At 44.4% G+C, this 17,597-nt stretch carries 10 protein-coding genes; 4 read left to right on the forward strand and 6 right to left on the reverse strand.

The genetic code is table 11. From position 1 onward, the window contains the following. Positions 1-121: 121 nt before the first annotated feature. From ACZ2XM_RS05610 to cysM, 6 genes are all read right to left on the reverse strand, one after another. Positions 122-550 carry a hypothetical protein gene (locus ACZ2XM_RS05610; RefSeq protein WP_490587383.1) on the reverse strand — a complete coding sequence of 143 codons (429 nt, stop codon included), beginning with the start codon at positions 548-550 and terminating at the stop codon, positions 122-124. Between the two features lie 315 nt (positions 551-865). Beyond that, on the reverse strand, positions 866-1,780 hold the full coding sequence (mutM, locus tag ACZ2XM_RS05615; protein WP_490587384.1) for a bifunctional DNA-formamidopyrimidine glycosylase/DNA-(apurinic or apyrimidinic site) lyase: 915 nt from the start codon (positions 1,778-1,780) through the stop codon (positions 866-868). Positions 1,781-1,965: 185 nt separating this feature from the next. Continuing rightward, on the reverse strand, positions 1,966-4,584 hold the full coding sequence (locus ACZ2XM_RS05620; protein ID WP_490587385.1) for a RelA/SpoT family protein: 2,619 nt from the start codon (positions 4,582-4,584) through the stop codon (positions 1,966-1,968). Between the two features lie 1,212 nt (positions 4,585-5,796). Next, positions 5,797-7,314: a 23S rRNA (uracil(1939)-C(5))-methyltransferase RlmD gene (gene rlmD / locus ACZ2XM_RS05625; RefSeq protein WP_490587386.1), complete on the reverse strand. Its 1,518-nt coding sequence runs from the start codon at positions 7,312-7,314 to the stop codon at positions 5,797-5,799. A gap of 142 nt (positions 7,315-7,456) precedes the next feature. Next, positions 7,457-8,269 carry a 3'-5' exonuclease gene (locus ACZ2XM_RS05630; protein ID WP_490587387.1) on the reverse strand — a complete coding sequence of 271 codons (813 nt, stop codon included), beginning with the start codon at positions 8,267-8,269 and terminating at the stop codon, positions 7,457-7,459. A gap of 285 nt (positions 8,270-8,554) precedes the next feature. After that, entirely contained in the window at positions 8,555-9,502 is a 948-nt protein-coding gene (gene cysM / locus ACZ2XM_RS05635) for a cysteine synthase CysM (protein WP_490587388.1), read from the reverse strand. Between the two features lie 492 nt (positions 9,503-9,994). On the opposite strand from cysM, the gene ACZ2XM_RS05640 reads away from it, so the two are divergent. The 4 genes from ACZ2XM_RS05640 (at position 9,995) to ACZ2XM_RS05655 (ending at position 17,589) form a co-directional block, all read left to right on the forward strand. Then, positions 9,995-13,234, forward strand: a complete 3,240-nt coding sequence (locus ACZ2XM_RS05640) for an ATP-binding protein (RefSeq protein WP_490587389.1) — start codon at positions 9,995-9,997, stop codon at positions 13,232-13,234. 215 nt (positions 13,235-13,449) lie between these two features. Then, entirely contained in the window at positions 13,450-14,271 is an 822-nt protein-coding gene (locus tag ACZ2XM_RS05645; RefSeq protein WP_490587390.1) for a crotonase/enoyl-CoA hydratase family protein, read from the forward strand. Between the two features lie 392 nt (positions 14,272-14,663). Then, a complete protein-coding gene (locus ACZ2XM_RS05650) occupies positions 14,664-15,842 on the forward strand; it encodes a multidrug effflux MFS transporter (protein WP_490587468.1) in 1,179 nt (392 codons plus the stop codon). A gap of 877 nt (positions 15,843-16,719) precedes the next feature. Next, entirely contained in the window at positions 16,720-17,589 is an 870-nt protein-coding gene (locus ACZ2XM_RS05655) for a substrate-binding periplasmic protein (RefSeq protein WP_490587391.1), read from the forward strand. Positions 17,590-17,597: the final 8 nt, after the last annotated feature.

The raw sequence follows: 17,597 nt of genomic DNA on the forward strand, positions 1-17,597 counted from the left end.
AACTGTATGAGTTAGCCCTTTTTATTGTCTAAAATTCTTTAAATATTTTGTATAGGATGAATAAGAATTATCGAGCAATCTTAAATAGCATTTAGTTATTGGCCAATAATGACTATATTAGCTATTGAGGAGTAACGATAACTTGATCGTTGGTATTAATAAGAATTTCTGAGGGTTGATCAACCACGATACGCACCACATTATCATTGACCGTTTGGCTCTTATAATAATTGTCCTCTGCTACTGTGCAGCCTAAGCAGCGACTCATAGCTTCCCAAGGCTCGACCACTAGTTTTTGCTGGGCTTGATCGCTATTACCACCGGCTAAAGAGAAGGGTAGGCTCACGATATAAGCGGCAGTGCCGGCTACAGCGGCTACCAACTGTAGCGGCTTACCAACAATGGTATCCACAGCCATAGTCTCATAAGAAGGACCAAAGTCTGATTCATTAATCTCAATCGCCGCATAAGTAGGCTGTGAAGCCGTAACGACCAGACCCACCATGGTAACCAAGGTCAGTAAAGTTTTTTTGATACTAGTAACAGCCATAATGACGTCCTCAAAGAATAATATTGTCAAAGCAGTAAGGGTGGCCAATAATAACTGGCACAAAATGAATGGTTATACAATTTAAGCGATTATTAGACTTGGGCGTGTCCTCAATTGAATCATGAGACTAAAAATGAGATAGATTTTTGTCAGTCCATGGAAATTTTGCAGAGAATATGAGCATATTGTCTAGAAATTTTCGCAGAGTGACGGGAATATAGCCAGTTTTAGTCCATTACACGCTAGTGTTGTTGATTGAGGACATGCCCTTATATACTGACATTAAAACAAGTTGTTACTCTATTAGCAAGACAATTAAATGCCTGTCAACACACGCGGCTGACACTGCGGACAAAAGACGCTAGCACGGGCATTGAGCTTAATATTCTCTAGTAAATGACCGCACTGATTGCAAGCCTCGCCTTGACGACCATAGACATGTAAAGTCTGTTGGAAGTAACCCGTTTGTCCACTAGCGACGGTAAAATCACGCAAGGTTGAGCCGCCCAGTTTAATAGATTTGGCTAAAATTACTTTGATATGGTCTACCAACTCATCGAGCTGAGTTTTAGAAAGGCTGTCGGCAGGAGCGGCAGGGTGAATACCTGCTAAATATAAAGCCTCAGTAGCATATATATTGCCCACGCCTACCACCACGGCTTGATCCATAATGACAGACTTAATAGCTCGGGTTATGGCCCGTTTAGGTTTCTTATTCACAACCGTGGCTTTACTCGTTACTGCTGGCTGTCGCTGAATTAAATCATACAGATACTGACTATCAAAGTCCTCTGATAAGGGCTCAGGACCTAAATGATTGAGCAGCTTATCACCATACTCTTTATGCCATAGCACAGCGCCAAAACGTCTAGGGTCATGGTAATGCAATTGCGCCACTGCTCCTGAGGCCTCAGTGAATTCGATAATCAAATGATCATGCTTGCGAGGGGCGGTTGCTAAAGGATACTGCTGTAGACTGCCTGACATGCCTAAGTGAATAATAAGACGCTTAGAGTCGGCTACAGTGGCAGCATCAGGCTTACTAAAATTTAATATTAAATATTTAGCACGTCGCTCAACGCTATCTAGTTGATAACCGACCAACTCTGCCAAGTTGTTAGGCATAGGCCAGCGTAACTTAGGTTGAAAGACTGTAACGGCTTGAACCGTATGTCCTAACAGAGGCGCCAGGCTGGTTTTAGTGGTTTCGACTTCGGGGAGTTCAGGCATAGTAGCATCAGCACACAGATAAAAGGGAGAGCGCCTGAGAGATTAACAAAATCTCTCAAGCGGTTGATTAAAGATAGGGATAAAAATAAAAGTAACGGCCGTGATAATTTATCATGACTACGTGGCTTAGAGCAGCTAAAGCTAACGAATTAGGCAACTAATCATTAGTTTAGCTGCAGGCTGTCTTAGGAGACATCGCGGCGTGCATGCAGAATACCAGGCTGCTGTTCGAGTTTAGCCAGTAGCTTAGATAAGTGTGACAAGCCAGCGACTTCGATATGAAATTTCAAGTAGGCAATATTGTCGTCTGTACTAGAGGTTTCAACTTGACGAATATTAATATTTTCATTGTCCATCACTTGGGTCAAATCGCGTAGTAGGCCGCGTCTATCATAAGCTTCAAGAGTTATTTTCACGGGCTGATAGCGCCCTGTATTCGAATGCCAAGTGGCACTGATAGTGCGTTCAGGCTCACGCTCGACCATACGGATATACTCAGGGCAGCCTCGATTATGGATGCTAACCCCTTTAGACAGGGTAATAAATCCGGCAATGGGCTCGCCATGCACGGGGTGGCAGCAGCCGGCTAGGTTAATTTCAATATTATCCAAGCCGTCCACACATATTTTATAGGCATCCAACTTGCCCGTAGCTTTAGGATGCACGCTAGGGATAAAGATTTCATCGTCTTTTTCAGGCTCAAGATGCAGTTGCTTAGAGATATGCCCGGTCAATTGATTAAGACCAATCTCACCCGTCACCAAACCTACTAAAATATCATCAGCGCAGTTCACATGAAAAAACTGGACGTAGTCGCTGAGGTCGATACTGTTAGGGTGCACCGATAAGCGATCCAATTCCTTAGTGAGCATCTGCCGTCCGATTTCGATATTCTTATCGCGATCTTGACGGTTGAACCATTGGCGCAGCTTGGAGCGGGCTCGGTTGGTATGAATATAACCTAATGAAGCGACCAGCCAATCGCGGTTGGGCTCGCGAGACGCTTTAGTAATAATCTCGACCTGCTCGCCGGTCTTTAATTGATAGGTTAGCGGAACATAGCGCTGATTGACGCGCGCGGCTTGGGCACGGTTACCCACTTGTGTATGCACATAATAGGCAAAATCAAGCACTGTCGCCCCTTTGGGAAGCTCAGTAATATCGCCATCACGACTGAACACATAGATACGCTCAAATTCCCCAAAATCAACCGATTGCTCTTCTTCATCAAGCTCAACAAGGGCCGCGTGGGTCACCCCATTTTCATCGGTATATTTAGGCCGCGCTTTGGTCTCATTGTTATTCAATGACAGCAATTGACGCAGCGAGTTTATCTTTTGGTTTAAATAAGTATCTTTCTTATTTTTCAGCCCTTCTTTATAGTTCACATGCGCGCACATACCCAGTTCCGCTTCAAAATGCATATCGTGGGTACGAATTTGGACTTCCAAAGATTTTTGTTCTGCGATAACGGCGGTATGCAAAGAGCGGTAGCCATTAGATTTAGGGTTGGTTAGATAGTCATCAAATTGCTCGGGGATGTGACGCCATAAGCCATGGACTAAGCCAAGGACATAATAACAATCCGCAGGGGTGTCGACCAATACGCGTAAGGCGCGAATGTCATATAACTGATCAAACGAGAGGCCCTTTAGCTTCATTTTCCGGTAGATAGAATAGATGTGTTTTACTCGCCCCGACACATTGCCCTTGATACCTGCATGCTCTAAGGCATGATTAAGCTGTTGCTGCACCCGTTCGATATAATCCTCACGCTCGCTGCGTTTTTCTGCCAACAGTTTCGCGATTTCTTTATAACGATCTGGTGCGAGGTAACGGAAGGATAAGTCTTCTAACTCCCACTTCAGTTGAGCAATCCCCAAGCGGTGCGCTAAAGGGGCGTAAATAGTCATAACTTCACGGGCGACGCGCTCTTGCCGCTCTGGATTAGAGAACGACAGCTCACGCATGGCAAAGGTACGCTCAGCCAGCTTAATCAACACGACCCGCACGTCATTAGTGACGGAGATGAGCATACTATAGATATTGGAGAGCTGCTCGCGCTGGTTATTAGCAAAATGGTCTTCTAGACGTTTATTATTTTCAATACTGTCAGACAATTTGCCCATGGCCAGCGTATCTTTGACCAATATGAAAATATCTTCGCCAAAATGACGTTGGATGTCTTGTAAAGAAATCAAGTTTTTACGGGCACTACGATAGAGCATCGCGGCCACTAAGGCATCTTCATCTTGATATAAATAAGTCAAAATATCGGTCATGCCGATACCCGTCACATAGGCCCCTGAGCGTTCGGATTCAGCCGTCGTCATCTGATTACGAATAAACTCACAGGCAGCAGTCAGCTTCGGCAGGTCTTCATAGCCGATACGTTTAGCGACCCCTTCTAGCCAAGCAGGGACATCAATATTTAAGGTATCCACATCCGCTACATCATTGTCATAGCTATACATATGGGGATCATTGGCCACCATAGGCTCTAATGATGCGCCGGTGATACTGGCTTTCAAGCGCAATTCGGCATCGGCAGAGGATCTTTGGAAATCCACCCCCTCCAAATCCAGCTCATCTGCATCCAAACGAGAGCGGTAGGCCGAACGGTCTAAGGTAGTGTGCAGTTTTCGCGTGGCCAACTGCTCTCTGATATCTGCAGGCATCTGCGCATAGGCATTGGCGGATTGTTGCGTGCGCTGATTGGCGACCAGCTGCGCAGCGAGCGTTGCACTATCAGCTTGTGTCGTTTGACCATCAACTAACGGCAATCCTTCGCGAATCTTGACCACGTTATGCTCCTTTTAGCGATATCAGCGGGCCACCCTAGTAAGGTCATGACCTCCCTTTATAAATTTGGGAAGTCAGGAGCTTAATCGCAATGATAAGTAAAAATGTCTTGGGCAGCTTTCAGTAAATAGGAAAGCTCATCCTTACAGGCATTTTTAAGCGATAAGCAGGGTAAGTCCTCTAATGGTGTATTGAATCTTACGATGAGTAATAAAAGTGCTGAGTTAAAATGACCTTATTGCTACCGGAAATAAGTGAAATAACAGGGCTAATGTGCCGTTATATAGTCATTTTTACCCAGTAAAAATCATGTGTTTTTTAATAGGATTAGTAGAGAGATAAAGACCACTATTATATAGCGAAAGCAAGGGATAACTCTGCTGAATAAAGGTATCAATTCATAATTAAACAAAGAGTTATTAGCCCATTAAGCTAGCAGTCATAATCCGTCAAGCTAAGTGAAATAATACTAAAAAAGATAGTAAAGATTAAACCGGCCATTTTCCAATAGCTGAGTTAGCCAGAAGTTAATTTAATAGTGAGTAGCGCCTAATAAGGTCTAAGGCTAGCTAAAGACGTTACTGGTTTGGCAATAAAAGTATCATGATAGGCGTAAAATACGCTCATCTAAGATGAGGCACATCATGGCGATAAGTCGTCGTTATTGCCTTGATAGGAGAGGGTGTTACGCAGTGCTGTCTTCGCTAGTATTATACAATTAACAGCAGCGAGTTGATGACCAAAATACTAGCTGCTAAACCATAGCCAGTTTGGTAATAAAAGCGACAGGCTCAAAGTAAAAGTGGTATAAGCACTGTAATAACAAAGGTCTATTATACTAAGTAATGCTGAGAAAAACCATAATAGCATTCTGGATTAACTATTCAGAAATACCTACCCACTCATTAAGCAAGGTCTATAATTAAAAATTATTAACTTGTCTATTAAAATTTTCTATTTAAATATAGGATAGCCGCTAAACTACCTGTAGTCAATAAAAAAGTAGCGAGTTAGGGTAAGGAGCAGGTGGTTATAATGTGGCTTGACGATGTAAAAGGGTTAAATAGAGGGGTGCAGGTTAAATAGTAGTTATGGGATAAAATAATAAAAAACCGCTATTCACCTTAATAAGGTCAATAGCGGTTTTTTTGTTCAAGCCGTGCTGAGTATAGCTTTTGTCTAAGGCATCTGAGTTTAAGCGTCTCTTATTTATACTATTTTTCAAAGCGGGCGATAGACTCGACATGGCCAGTATGACAGAACATGTCCATAACGCCGGCATGAGTCAAGCGATAGCCTTGCTCGATAAGGGCTTTGGTATCACGAGCTAGCGTTGCCGGATTACAGGAGACATAAACGATGCGTGAGGCATTAAAGCGGGGCAGGTATTGCATCACTTCCCAAGCGCCAGAGCGAGGTGGATCAATGAGGATAGCGTCAAAGCCTTGCTGCGCCCAAGGCTGCTCGCTAAAGTCTTTGGTCAAGTCCTGATTATAAAACTCAGTATTGGTGATGCCGTTACGTTGAGCATTATTAGCGGCGCGTTCCGTCATAGCGTCTGAGCCTTCCACCCCAATGGCCAGCCCTTGCGAGCCATCTTCGCCACCGACCAAACGGGCGAGGGGTAAGCTAAAGTTACCAAGACCACTGAATAAATCGAGCACGCGTTCGCCCGGCTTAAGGTCTAGCAGGTCGCAAGCGAGCTTGGTCATTTTACGGTTCACTGATAAGTTCACTTGGGTAAAGTCAGTGGGGATAAACTCGTAAGTGAGATTGAATTCTGGCAATTGATAATAGAGACGCCCGAATTGCTCGCTCATATCATCGCTGTCATGTAATTGCACGCGATGAATGCTGTCTGGGCCTTTAGGCTGCAAATATAACTGCCAATTACGAGCGGCAAAGAATACTTTGAGCTTGTCAATATCACTGGCAGGTAAGGGCTCAAGGTGACGAACGATAAGGGCCACGGGCTGCTCACCATCTGGCAAATCAGGTTGCGGCTCACCCATGGCCAGCTCTAACTGTGCAATTCTAGAGCGCATTTCTAGCGAGCTAATCAGCGCCTTTAGGTTCTCCAGCTCTAAACCAATGCGCTCATCTAAGACGTAGCAGATATCGAGCGCGGCTAAGAAATTGCTGTTGCGCTCACGGAAGCCGACCAGTGCCGTTTCTTTTTTGGCGACGTAGCGCACCCCCATACGGGCTTTAGTACGATAGCCCAAGCGATCGCCGACTACTGGCGGCAACCAAGACTCAGGTTGTACGCCAGCTTGATGCTGCAATAACTCGGCTAAGACGGTCTGTTTAAAGGCAATTTGACCTTCAGGCTGCCAATGCTGCAGCGAGCAACCGCCACACACACCAAAATGGGGACAAGGCGGTGTCTGGCGTTCAGGGTTAGGATTGGCCAACACGCTAACCGCATCGCCTTCTTCAAAGCTGGCGCGGCTATTGCTAATCTTAACGGCGACCGTCTCATTCGGTAAAGCAAAGCTAACGAAGACTTTTTTACCGTGTTTATCGGTGATATGGCCGTCTTCTTCAGCAAAACCTTTGCCATAAATAGCCACGCCGCGGCCATCATGGGACAGACCATCAATGTTAAAGGATAGGGGAGCCGCATCTTTCAACCGGTTGCGCACGCGAGCGCTAGGCTTGGATTGCTTTTTGCTGGGTGCTGCTGCAAGAGAGTTTTGAGCTTTTGAAGGGGTCGAATCGGTGGGTTGCATAAACCTGCCTTTGTATCAGTCGTAGCGCTAAAAATAGCGAAAAAATAATTAAGCATTCATTGCGGGCGATTTTACCACAGTGGCCAATAGAAGATTAAAAAAGCGGTGGTGTTAAGATAGTGAGTAGCTCTCTACTGCCAAGCTATTGCCAATCTTGCAAAAATGCTTGATGCCTAGGTTTGCCTTCTTCTTTGGCTTTATGGGTCAAGAAGTCTCTAGTTTGTGCCTGCCATTGCTCGAATACAGGACTCGTTATCACCCCGGTTAATCGTAACCAACGTAAATAAATCAGCCAAGTGTTCATCACGTCGGATTCGCAATAGATCGTCAGGGCGTCCCAATCTTCATTGGCCACTAAATCTCCCACCATACTGCCATCGATATCGGTCTTGCCGGGCAACCCGTATAGGCTAGCGACCACATCCATCGCCTCTCTTCGGCTGGCTCCATACTGACTGAATCTATCCATCAAATCTAGATGGCGGGTTTGGTAGCGGTTTACATAATTATCAAAGCGCATATTTTTGATGCGTTCGCCTTCTTCAAACAACCAAGGGGCGGCTAAATCATACTGCATGGCGCGATAAATCAGTACCGGGATATCAAACCCTGAGCCGTTCCAGCTGATCAGTTGCGGCAAGTTATTGGTATCACTAAAGGCGCGAAAGAATTTGCTAAGGATAACTTCTTCACTGAATTTATCCGCACTCAAGGAAAATAAGGAAAATTGACCGTCTTTAATATAGAGCGCAGAGATACACACAATACGCTGTAGCGGCAGGCGCATAAAGTCGTGTCCCGCCTCTTGCACTCGTAGGCTGGTTAGCGCTGATAAAGCATCCGTATCAGATAATTCCGCCAATTCAGGATAAATGCGGCGCGCGCCTGCAACATCAGCAGTAGTTTCGATATCAAAGACAAGGATAGGCGTATTGGGAAAAGTAGCAGTAGTCATAGCAAAGTCTTTAGTCAAATAAATTAAGCGGAATCAAGGAGAAGAGATATCAGATAAACGAGGCGATCAGTGTCGTAACCTGGCACGACTCACTGGACTGTTTCGGTCAGCCACTAGTTTGGTGGCGTATTAAGCAGGCCTTTAAGGCTAATAGCGCTTTAAGTCCAATAAAACCTTAAGTGATAGGGGGCTACTAACGCAGATCTTCAATATAGCGGACTAATAGCAGCGGGTATAGCTCAGCGTGCTATTAGTCTTATGCATTGACAATGCTATGGTCTAGTCTTAATCCGCTACGGTATACAGGCCAGTAGATAAGTAGCGGTCGCCACGGTCACAAACGATAAAGGCGATAACTGCATTGGGTTGTTCTTGCTGAATTTCAGCGGCTACTTGTAAAGCGGCCCAAGCGGCAGCGCCAGACGATACGCCAGCTAGGATGCCTTCAGCACGTGCAAGCTTACGCATATAAATTTCGGCAGTCAGCTGGCTCACATCCATAATGCGATCGACGACACTGGCATCATAAATCTCGGGACGATACTCAGGGGCCCAGCGACGAATCCCAGCAATAGAGGCCTCTTCGGTGGGCTGTAAGCCGATGATTTGTACGTTAGGATTCTGCTCTTTTAGATATTTACCCGTACCTGAGATAGTGCCGGTCGTGCCCATCGAGCTGATAAAATGGGTGATACGCCCTTGAGTTTGCTGCCAGAGTTCAGGTCCGGTGGTTAGGTAATGCGCCTCGCTATTGTCTGGGTTGGCAAATTGGTTGAGCACGATGCCGCGACCCTCTTTCTCTAACTGTAAGGCCTGGTCGCGAGCGGCTTCAATGCCGTCATCTACTTCAATCAAAGTGGCACCGTAAGCCGCCATGGCATCTTTACGCTCTTGCGTTGAGTTGGTCGGCATCAGCAGAATCATCTCATAACCACGCATGGCTGCGACCATGGCCAAAGCGATGCCGGTATTACCACTGGTGGCTTCAATTAAAGTATCACCGGGTTTAATCTCGCCGCGTTTTTCGGCTTGAAAAATCATGTTAAAGGCAGGACGGTCTTTAACGGAGCTGGCTGGGTTATTGCCTTCAAGTTTTGCGAGCACTTGTACGCTATCCGCAATATTTTCTTGCTGCGGTAAGCGCTGCAAACTGACTAGGGGAGTGTTGCCCACGCAGTCGGCTAAAACGGTAATATGCTGAGTAAAGTTGTTATTATTTGCAGTATCGGCCATGAAACATCTCGGTCAGTTGGCTAAGGAATGAGGATGAGCGTAGCTTGGGTTGGCAGCAGCGTAATTTAATACTTGCTTGAGCCGTAGCTCATAGACGCTAAGGGGCGTAAAACTTGCAGAATTATATCATTTACCGCAGGGTGCTGTCGTTGCCAAATCTTGTACGAGTGTAAGCACCCTAAGGTCTCTTTAATAGGAGGCAGGCAAGCTTAGTGATTGGCTTAACTATCTTTTACTTTCCTTTTTCGCCTTCTGCCAAATGCTATAAAACCCTGTTAGACTAGCACCGTGAGCCGATTTAAGCTCTGATAATGAGGAGTAGCGATGACCTATTGACTAGTAATAGTCATCGCACAGGCTCCTATAGCGCTATAACTGTTCCGGTATTAACCGAGAAAGCCTTAGAGCCATCACTACAACATTGTTATCCCATAATATCGCTACACCCACAATGTCTAAAAAATCTCGCAGCATCTTAATAGAGCGACAGCAATGGCTTCTGATAAACGTATTGGATTTAGTAGTGCCTACGGTCAATTGATCCTTTTGGTCTTTTTACCCATTTTGGTATTGGCCATGGTCGGCGGCGTTTTGGTGTTTTATGAGGGCTCACGGGCTAGCCGCTCAGAACAACAAGCGCAAGCGGAAGCAGTACTGGTCCGGCATAAACCGATGCTATCGCAGGCTCTAAATGATACTTTCGGTCAAGATGTATTTACCGAGACTGACGGTATTGATGCCAGCAATGACAATAATATGGCAAATAGTACTGAGCTGCCCAATACCGCCGCCACTGACCAAGGTGGTGATAATACAAACGCCGTTAATGCGACAAAAACTAGAGAAGCAAAGGCAGACCCCCGTTGGTTTGGTCTACGCACTAAATTAGGTCGAGTGCAATCAGATCGCCATGTACAACGGGCGGCGTTTATTGATGAGCAAGGTCAGGTGCTGCTCTCTGTAGGGTATGCTACTGATAAACCTTGGCCTTGGTTTGATAGTAAATTGGAAGTGGTTGACGCGGCAGAGTCAGTCATTGGTACTGCTTATGGCACTTACGTCGGGCAAGTCGATGGCCGTAGAATCTGGCTAATGGTCGATATGGACAATGAGCCGCTGCATATTGCCCGCTACCGGATTGCTTTAGCCCTAGCGATCACTGGGCTGTTAACCTTACTCATCTTGCTGCTGAGTCTAAATATTTATGCCAAACGCTGGATTACGCCCATCTATGAGATGCGTTTGCAGCTGCAGCGCACCCAAGTCGATACGCTCTATAAGTCGATGCCCATTGTGTCTAATGGCGAGCTAAATTTATTGCAGCAAGACTTGGTCAAGACCTTACGCCGCTTGCATATCAGTTTTCAGGATTTAAAAGACCATGCCGAGCAGACCGAAGACGATCTACGCGTGGCCTTTGATGAGATGGAGATGCAGAACATCTCTATCCGCGACGCTCGTGATGCGGCAATCTCTACCAGCCAAGCCAAGTCTGCTTTTTTGGCCAATATAAGCCATGAATTGCGCACCCCGCTCAACAGTATTGACGGTTTTATCAACTTGCTATCGCGTAACGGTAATTTGAATGCTGAGCAAGAGTTATATGTACAGACCATTCGCAAATCTTCTGCCCATCTTTTAGCCTTGGTCAACGATGTTTTAGATTTTTCTAAAATTGAAGCCGGCAAGCTAGTATTAGACCGCCATGAATATAACCTTTATGACACTATTTATGATGTGGCCGATATGCTCTCGCCGGTTGCGGCAGAAAAACGCCTGCGTATGGGGGTGCTCTTTTATGACGATGTACCCAAACATATTATCGGCGATGCGTTGCGTCTCAAACAGGTACTGACGAATCTGCTTGGCAACGCGATTAAATTTACGGACAGCGGTGAAGTGCTCATCCGCGTAAGCTTAGATGACTATAAAGACAACCAGCTGATGATTGCGGTACAAGATAGTGGTAAAGGCATTACCGCTGAAGACCAAAAATTATTATTTCAGAGCTTTAGCCAAGGCGACCCTTCTATTACCCGTCAGTATGGCGGTACCGGTTTAGGCTTGGTCATCTCCAAACAGTTAACGCGCTTAATGGGCGGCGATATCGGCTTTTTTGACAATGCGAAGGAAAATATTGCCAAACAAGGCTCCACCTTTTGGTTTAGCATGCCTGCGCAAGTCGATGTGTTAGAGGCAGTCGAAGAAGTGCATATGCCACTGCCTGTATTAGCGCCGCTATCAAATGCAGGCGATGAGTTTCATCTGTTGGCTTGGATCAATCATCCGGCTTCTATGCAGGTACTCAAAGCCAGTCTGCGCGCTTTACCCATTCAGCTGACCCAAGCCAACTCTTTACCAGGGGTTTTAGAGTCACTGAAAGAGCACGGTAACTATTGGGATTGGGTCATCGTGGATAACGATACGCAAGACGATATGATGGCACTGCTTAAACAAATTCGTTTGCATTACCAAGGCAAGTTAGCCGTATTTGGCTACCAGGTCAGCTCGGACCAACGTTTGCTCGAGCGCTACCACGCCAATGGCTTATATGAGCCGTTGGATAAGTGTCAACTTTATAGAATGCTCGACTCGCAGACCCCGCAGCAGACCTTACTCTTACCTGAAAAGCGTTGGCAGGGCATCACTGTATTGGCAGTCGATGATCATTTGCCCAATCTCTTGGTGCTGGATGCACTGCTCACTGAGCTGGGTATTAAGGTAGTGACAGCCAATAGCGGTTTCGAAGCTATTGAATTGGTGAGTAAGCAGCAAGCGGCCGCCAAATCGGGTAAGACTGCCTTAACCAGTGACGCAGAAGAGGAGACGACAGCTGGTAAGACGACGGGCTCTAGAAAAACGCAGAATCTTTATACCACGCATAACCATGATAACCTCAACGAAAGTGCTTCTAAGATCTTAGAAATACCAAAACGTATCGATTTGATTTTTATGGATATTCAAATGCCACGTATGTCTGGTCGGGAGGCGGCTGAACAGATTCGCAAAATTGAAGATAGCAAGAACCGTATCCCCATTATTGCTTTAACCGCACATGGGCTCTCTGACGAGCGTGACCGCCTAATCGCCGCGGGTATAGATGATTACGTAGGCAAGCCTATTAGCCAACCGCAGCTGCTACAAGTATTGCAAAAGTGGCTGGGCCGCTCAGCGAATGCAAGGGGCGAGGTAGCAGGGCAGCTCGCTGTGGCTAATACAGATGACAAAGCGAACCTGCCTGTTGGCGTGACTTATAACCGCCCTGAAATGGGGCAGCAGTTAAGCTCTGATAGGGGGGCGAACCAGGAGCAAGGCTTAACTGCATTACCCATTATCGATTGGGAAGATGCTTTAACCCGCTCAGCGAATAAGCCAGAGCTGGCGGCAAAGCTATTGTTTATGATGGTTGATAGTATCGAGCAGGAAAAAATCGACTTAGCGCAGGCATGGGAAGATAAAGACCGGTCGGCACTGGCGCAGATAGCACACCGAATATTAGGCGCGAGTCGTTACGCTGGCGTGCCACAATTGCGTAAAGCCAGCCAAGACTTAGAGGATAAATGCTTACTAAATACTCAACACACTACGCCAGCACAGTTTACTATGTTGCAGCCCAGCTATCAGGCTTTGCAAGAGTCGTTAGATAGGTTGTTAAGCGTAGACTTATCGGCCCATACTGAGCTGAGCTACCATAAGCTGAGTGAAAATGACATGACTTGGAAAATGATATAAGCGCGGGTGGTTAAAGTAGGAGTGCCATGAACAGTGGTGGTTGTTATGAATAAGATAGTGATTCTATATCGACTCTTAGATTAACGGTATATAAGCAATATATCTTGTGAAAATAGTGACTTAGCCGTATGCGTTTGCCTTTTTTGATATAAATACTGCTATGTTGTACTGGACGCCCCCATTCAAATTTAAGGTTTTCTTTAAGGATACGGCCCATGTTTAAAACGCACAAAAAAACCGACTATAAAACGCTGCTAGTTACCACGGATAAAGACAGTGGCATCATGACAGTCACGCTCAATCGTCCTGAAAAGAAAAATGCCATGAGTTTTGCCATGATGCATGAGCTGATTGCGGTGGCTAAAAGTATTGGTGATGATAAGAGAGTAAGAGCCGTTATTTTAACAGGAGCCGGCGGTAGCTTTTGTTCTGGTATCGATTTGGGCGACTTAAATCAACCTAAGAACCAAGCTTTTGCGCTGTGGGAATTGCTTAAGCCTTGTCAAAGTCTATTTCAACGGGCCTGTTTGGTTTGGCGTGATGTACCCGTTCCCGTTATCGTCGCTATGCAGGACTACTGTTTAGGCGCAGGGCTGCAGTTGGCTTTAGCCGCTGATATCCGCGTCAGTCACAGTAACTGCCAGTTTGCGGTGATGGAAGCCAAATGGGGCTTAGTGCCAGATATGGGGCTGACTCAAGCCGCCTACGGTATTGTTCGCGCTGATATTTTAAAAGAGTTGGCTATGACGGCACGCATATTACCTGCTACGGAAGCCCATAAATTGGGATTAATCAGCCATATCGATGACGAGCCTATGCAGTACGCTATGGAATTAGCCAACGAGCTTACTGCAAGATCCCCAGATGCTGTTCTTGCCAGTAAGCGCGTCATTAATCGCATGTATAAGCAATCGCCGATCACTCTATATCAAGAAAAATTATGGCAGATTAAGCTGATGCTCGGTAGCAACCGCAAGCTTGCTTTGAAAAAAGTAAAAGATGCTAGTGTAAGTTATGGCAAACGACAGTTTCGATAAAGAACAGTGATAACAGAAAAATACGCTATTAACACTAAGGGGTAAAGAGAGGTAGGAAGTATTGATAGGAGTAGGGAGTCTCAAGGTTATAGACAACAAATCGCTATAGAAGCGGCTGTACTCGTAACTATAATGCCATGTTCTTTAGGGAACAGTTTCGTTATATTAAGATATTCCCTTATCTTTCATGTCCATTAGTGCCTCTGTACTAGTGGCGTTTTACTTTTTTTAAATGGTCTTCAATTATAAGACGGCCTTCAAGAGCGTGTTATATGTCCCAAAATGATAGTAATCCCTCCAAGCCCAATTCTAAGCCTGCTACTATAGTACAACCCGGTCTACCTGACCCATCACAACGCGTGCGTTCAGCCGATTTGCCTGTCGCTTGGATTATGATGCTAGGGTTGATAGTCGCCGTGGGTCCCTTATCTATCGATATGTACCTTCCGGCACTCCCGGCAATGGCAGATAGCTTTGGCGTGCCTACCGCCTTTATCGCCAACTCCGTACCCGCTTATTTCGTCGGGCTAGTATTCGGCCAACTGTTTTATGGCCCCTTTAGTGACCGCGTTGGTCGCGTCAAACCGCTGTATATTGGCATGACCGTCTATGTGATAGCTTCTATCATTTGTGCGACTACGACCAATGAGTATGTCTTGTTTGCCGGGCGTACTCTACAGGCCTTAGGGGCTTGCGTAGGAGCAGTAGTGACGCGAGCGGCTATTCGTGATCGTCTTACAGCCCGACAAACGGCCAAAGCTTTTTCCATTATGATTTTAGTGATGGGACTGGCGCCTATCTTAGCACCGTCGCTAGGGGCTTTATTTTTAAGGTTCTTTAGTTGGCACTCGATCTTTTGGTTCTTAGCGGCCTTTGGTCTATTAAACCTAGTGCTCACCAAACTATTCTTTTTTGAGACTCTGCCGGTAGAAAACCGTAATGCCCGCCCTATTAAAGAGGTCTTCAGCCAATACTGGGACCTGTTAGGGGACAACCGCTTTAGTTACCCTGCTATCGGCGGGGGGCTACTTATGGGAGCGATGTTTGTCTATATCAGCGCGGCCTCTGAGCTGCTGATGGACACTTACGGCATCTCTGCTACCCACTTTAGTTGGATATTCGGGATGAATGCTGCCGGGTTTGTGGGTTTGACGCAGCTGAATCAATGGCTCACGAACCGCTATCGTATTTTAAGTCTGCTGCGGTTTGGCGCTGTTATGCAAGTCATAGCCTCAGCAGGGTTGTTCATCTTAGGTATTTTCTTTGGGCAAGATGCTTGGTTGCCGCTAGTCTTAGTCTGTATCTTTTTCTGTATTGCCGGGTTAGGGCTAACTCAGCCAAACTCTTCTGCTATCGCATTAGCTTTTCAGCGGCATCGTGCCGGTATGGCGAGTGCCTTACAAGGCTCGTTAATGTTTTCGGTAGGTATTTTTGGCGGTCTATTACTCAACTTATTTCCTGTGAATCCAGTATTGAAACTGGGTATTACGATGTTTGTGTTGATGAGTTTAGGGTGCTTAATGATCTGGCGTATCGATAGTAATCTTAACTTGGATGATGCGGATAAATAGATTTTTTAATAGTTTATGTATATATATTTAATAATACTCCTCTACATAGAGGGGTATTTTTTTGTCTGATGAAAAATGAAGTACCTTTATTTCACGTCAGCAATAGGATGGAGGTACTTACACGGATTAACATAAAGCTATATTAATAAACCATAGCTGAAAAATTAGAGAAAGATAAAAATATATTTTTTATAATTTTTAATGAATTAAAAGTTAATATTATTTAATTAATTAAAATTAGGAGAATAACTCATTTTATTATATTACTTGATAATAGTTTGCTATTATTTGTATTAATTAAAACAAATGTTTGTCTAAATAAAATTATGATAACCAACTAATTAAAAATAAATAAGATAATGATTTAAAGCATAACAATTGTCTGACTTATTGTTTGTATTTGACTAAATATAATTTGATAATTAAATTCATATTATTTTTAATCCCATAATTAAAATAGTAGATTTTTTAAACAATAAGGTTTGATTTTACTTTTACACTAAATTACAATGCCTTTCATGAAATTTTGATAAAGCCTTAAATACTATATGTTTTCTATAAAGTTTTAGGCAAATCTTTTATTTATTAAAGCTATTTTATAAACATGTTGTTTATGAAATTATTTTTATAGCGATTAATTGGTGTAAAGATTTCGATGAAAATTATTCTCCTGCGGATTTTAAGATAACAGCATCTAAAGATTCCTTACTTCAGAATATTATTAAAGTTTCTGAATCTTATTTCTATTAACGTCAATTATAAAAGTTCTTTTACAGAGCTTTATTAATTATGCACGCCTATTTTAAAGACAATATATGTATTTACGCTCAGCGTTAATATCGTTATTGATAACTATAATTAAGTGTAAGGAATTTTTATGAGAATCGTCTATCAACTGCTACCCATTATATTGAGTGTAGGCTTAATCAGTTGTAGCCAGCCAGAGTCTTCAGAAAATCTGCAAACGGCTGAAGCGACTAATAATAAGAAAGAAACCTTCGTCAGTAAGTTACCAGACTCTGCTCCTGTTATTAAAGTGGCTACTACAGGAACCATGCCTCCTTTTTCTTTTCAGGACGATTATGGAAATATGCAAGGCATTGATATTGATGCTATTCGTGCTATTGGAGAGACGCAAGGATTCAAAGTCGAGTTTTATACAGAAACTTGGCAAAACATGTTTGATAGTGTGGAGTCGGGCAGCCGTGATTTAGCCATATCCGGTATTTCGTATAAAGTTGATCGTGATGCCAGATATGGCCTGTCAAACTCTTACTTCTTTAACCCTTCAGCCATTATGTACGCTAAAAGTAATTTAACTATTAATGGACTGTCTGATTTAAAAGGGCTACATGTCGGGGGTATGGAAGGGACCAAGCAAGTGGATCAGGTCAAAGAAATGGGCGGTTATAGCGATCTCTCTACTACAGTGACTACTTTCTTATTATTTGAAGATTTATTGCAAGGCAAGGTAGACGCTATTGTGCAAGATTTGCCTTTATTACAATATACCGCGGCAAATCATCCTGAACATAAAGTGGTCATTGTGCCTTACGAAGATGAAAGCAATCCTGCCGCACAGCAGGTTATCTTAATGGCCAAAGGGAATGACTCATTAATAGCCCAAGTCAATGAAGGTATTGCCAAGCTAAAAGCTTCTGGTGAATTTAAGAAGATAGAAGACAAATGGTTGAGTGCCTCAAGTGCTGATACCGCAGCTAATAAACCACCTGTAGAGCAAAAATAGGAATTATG

Source organism: Psychrobacter sp. CoH-33_TS_01, from assembly GCF_058189395.1.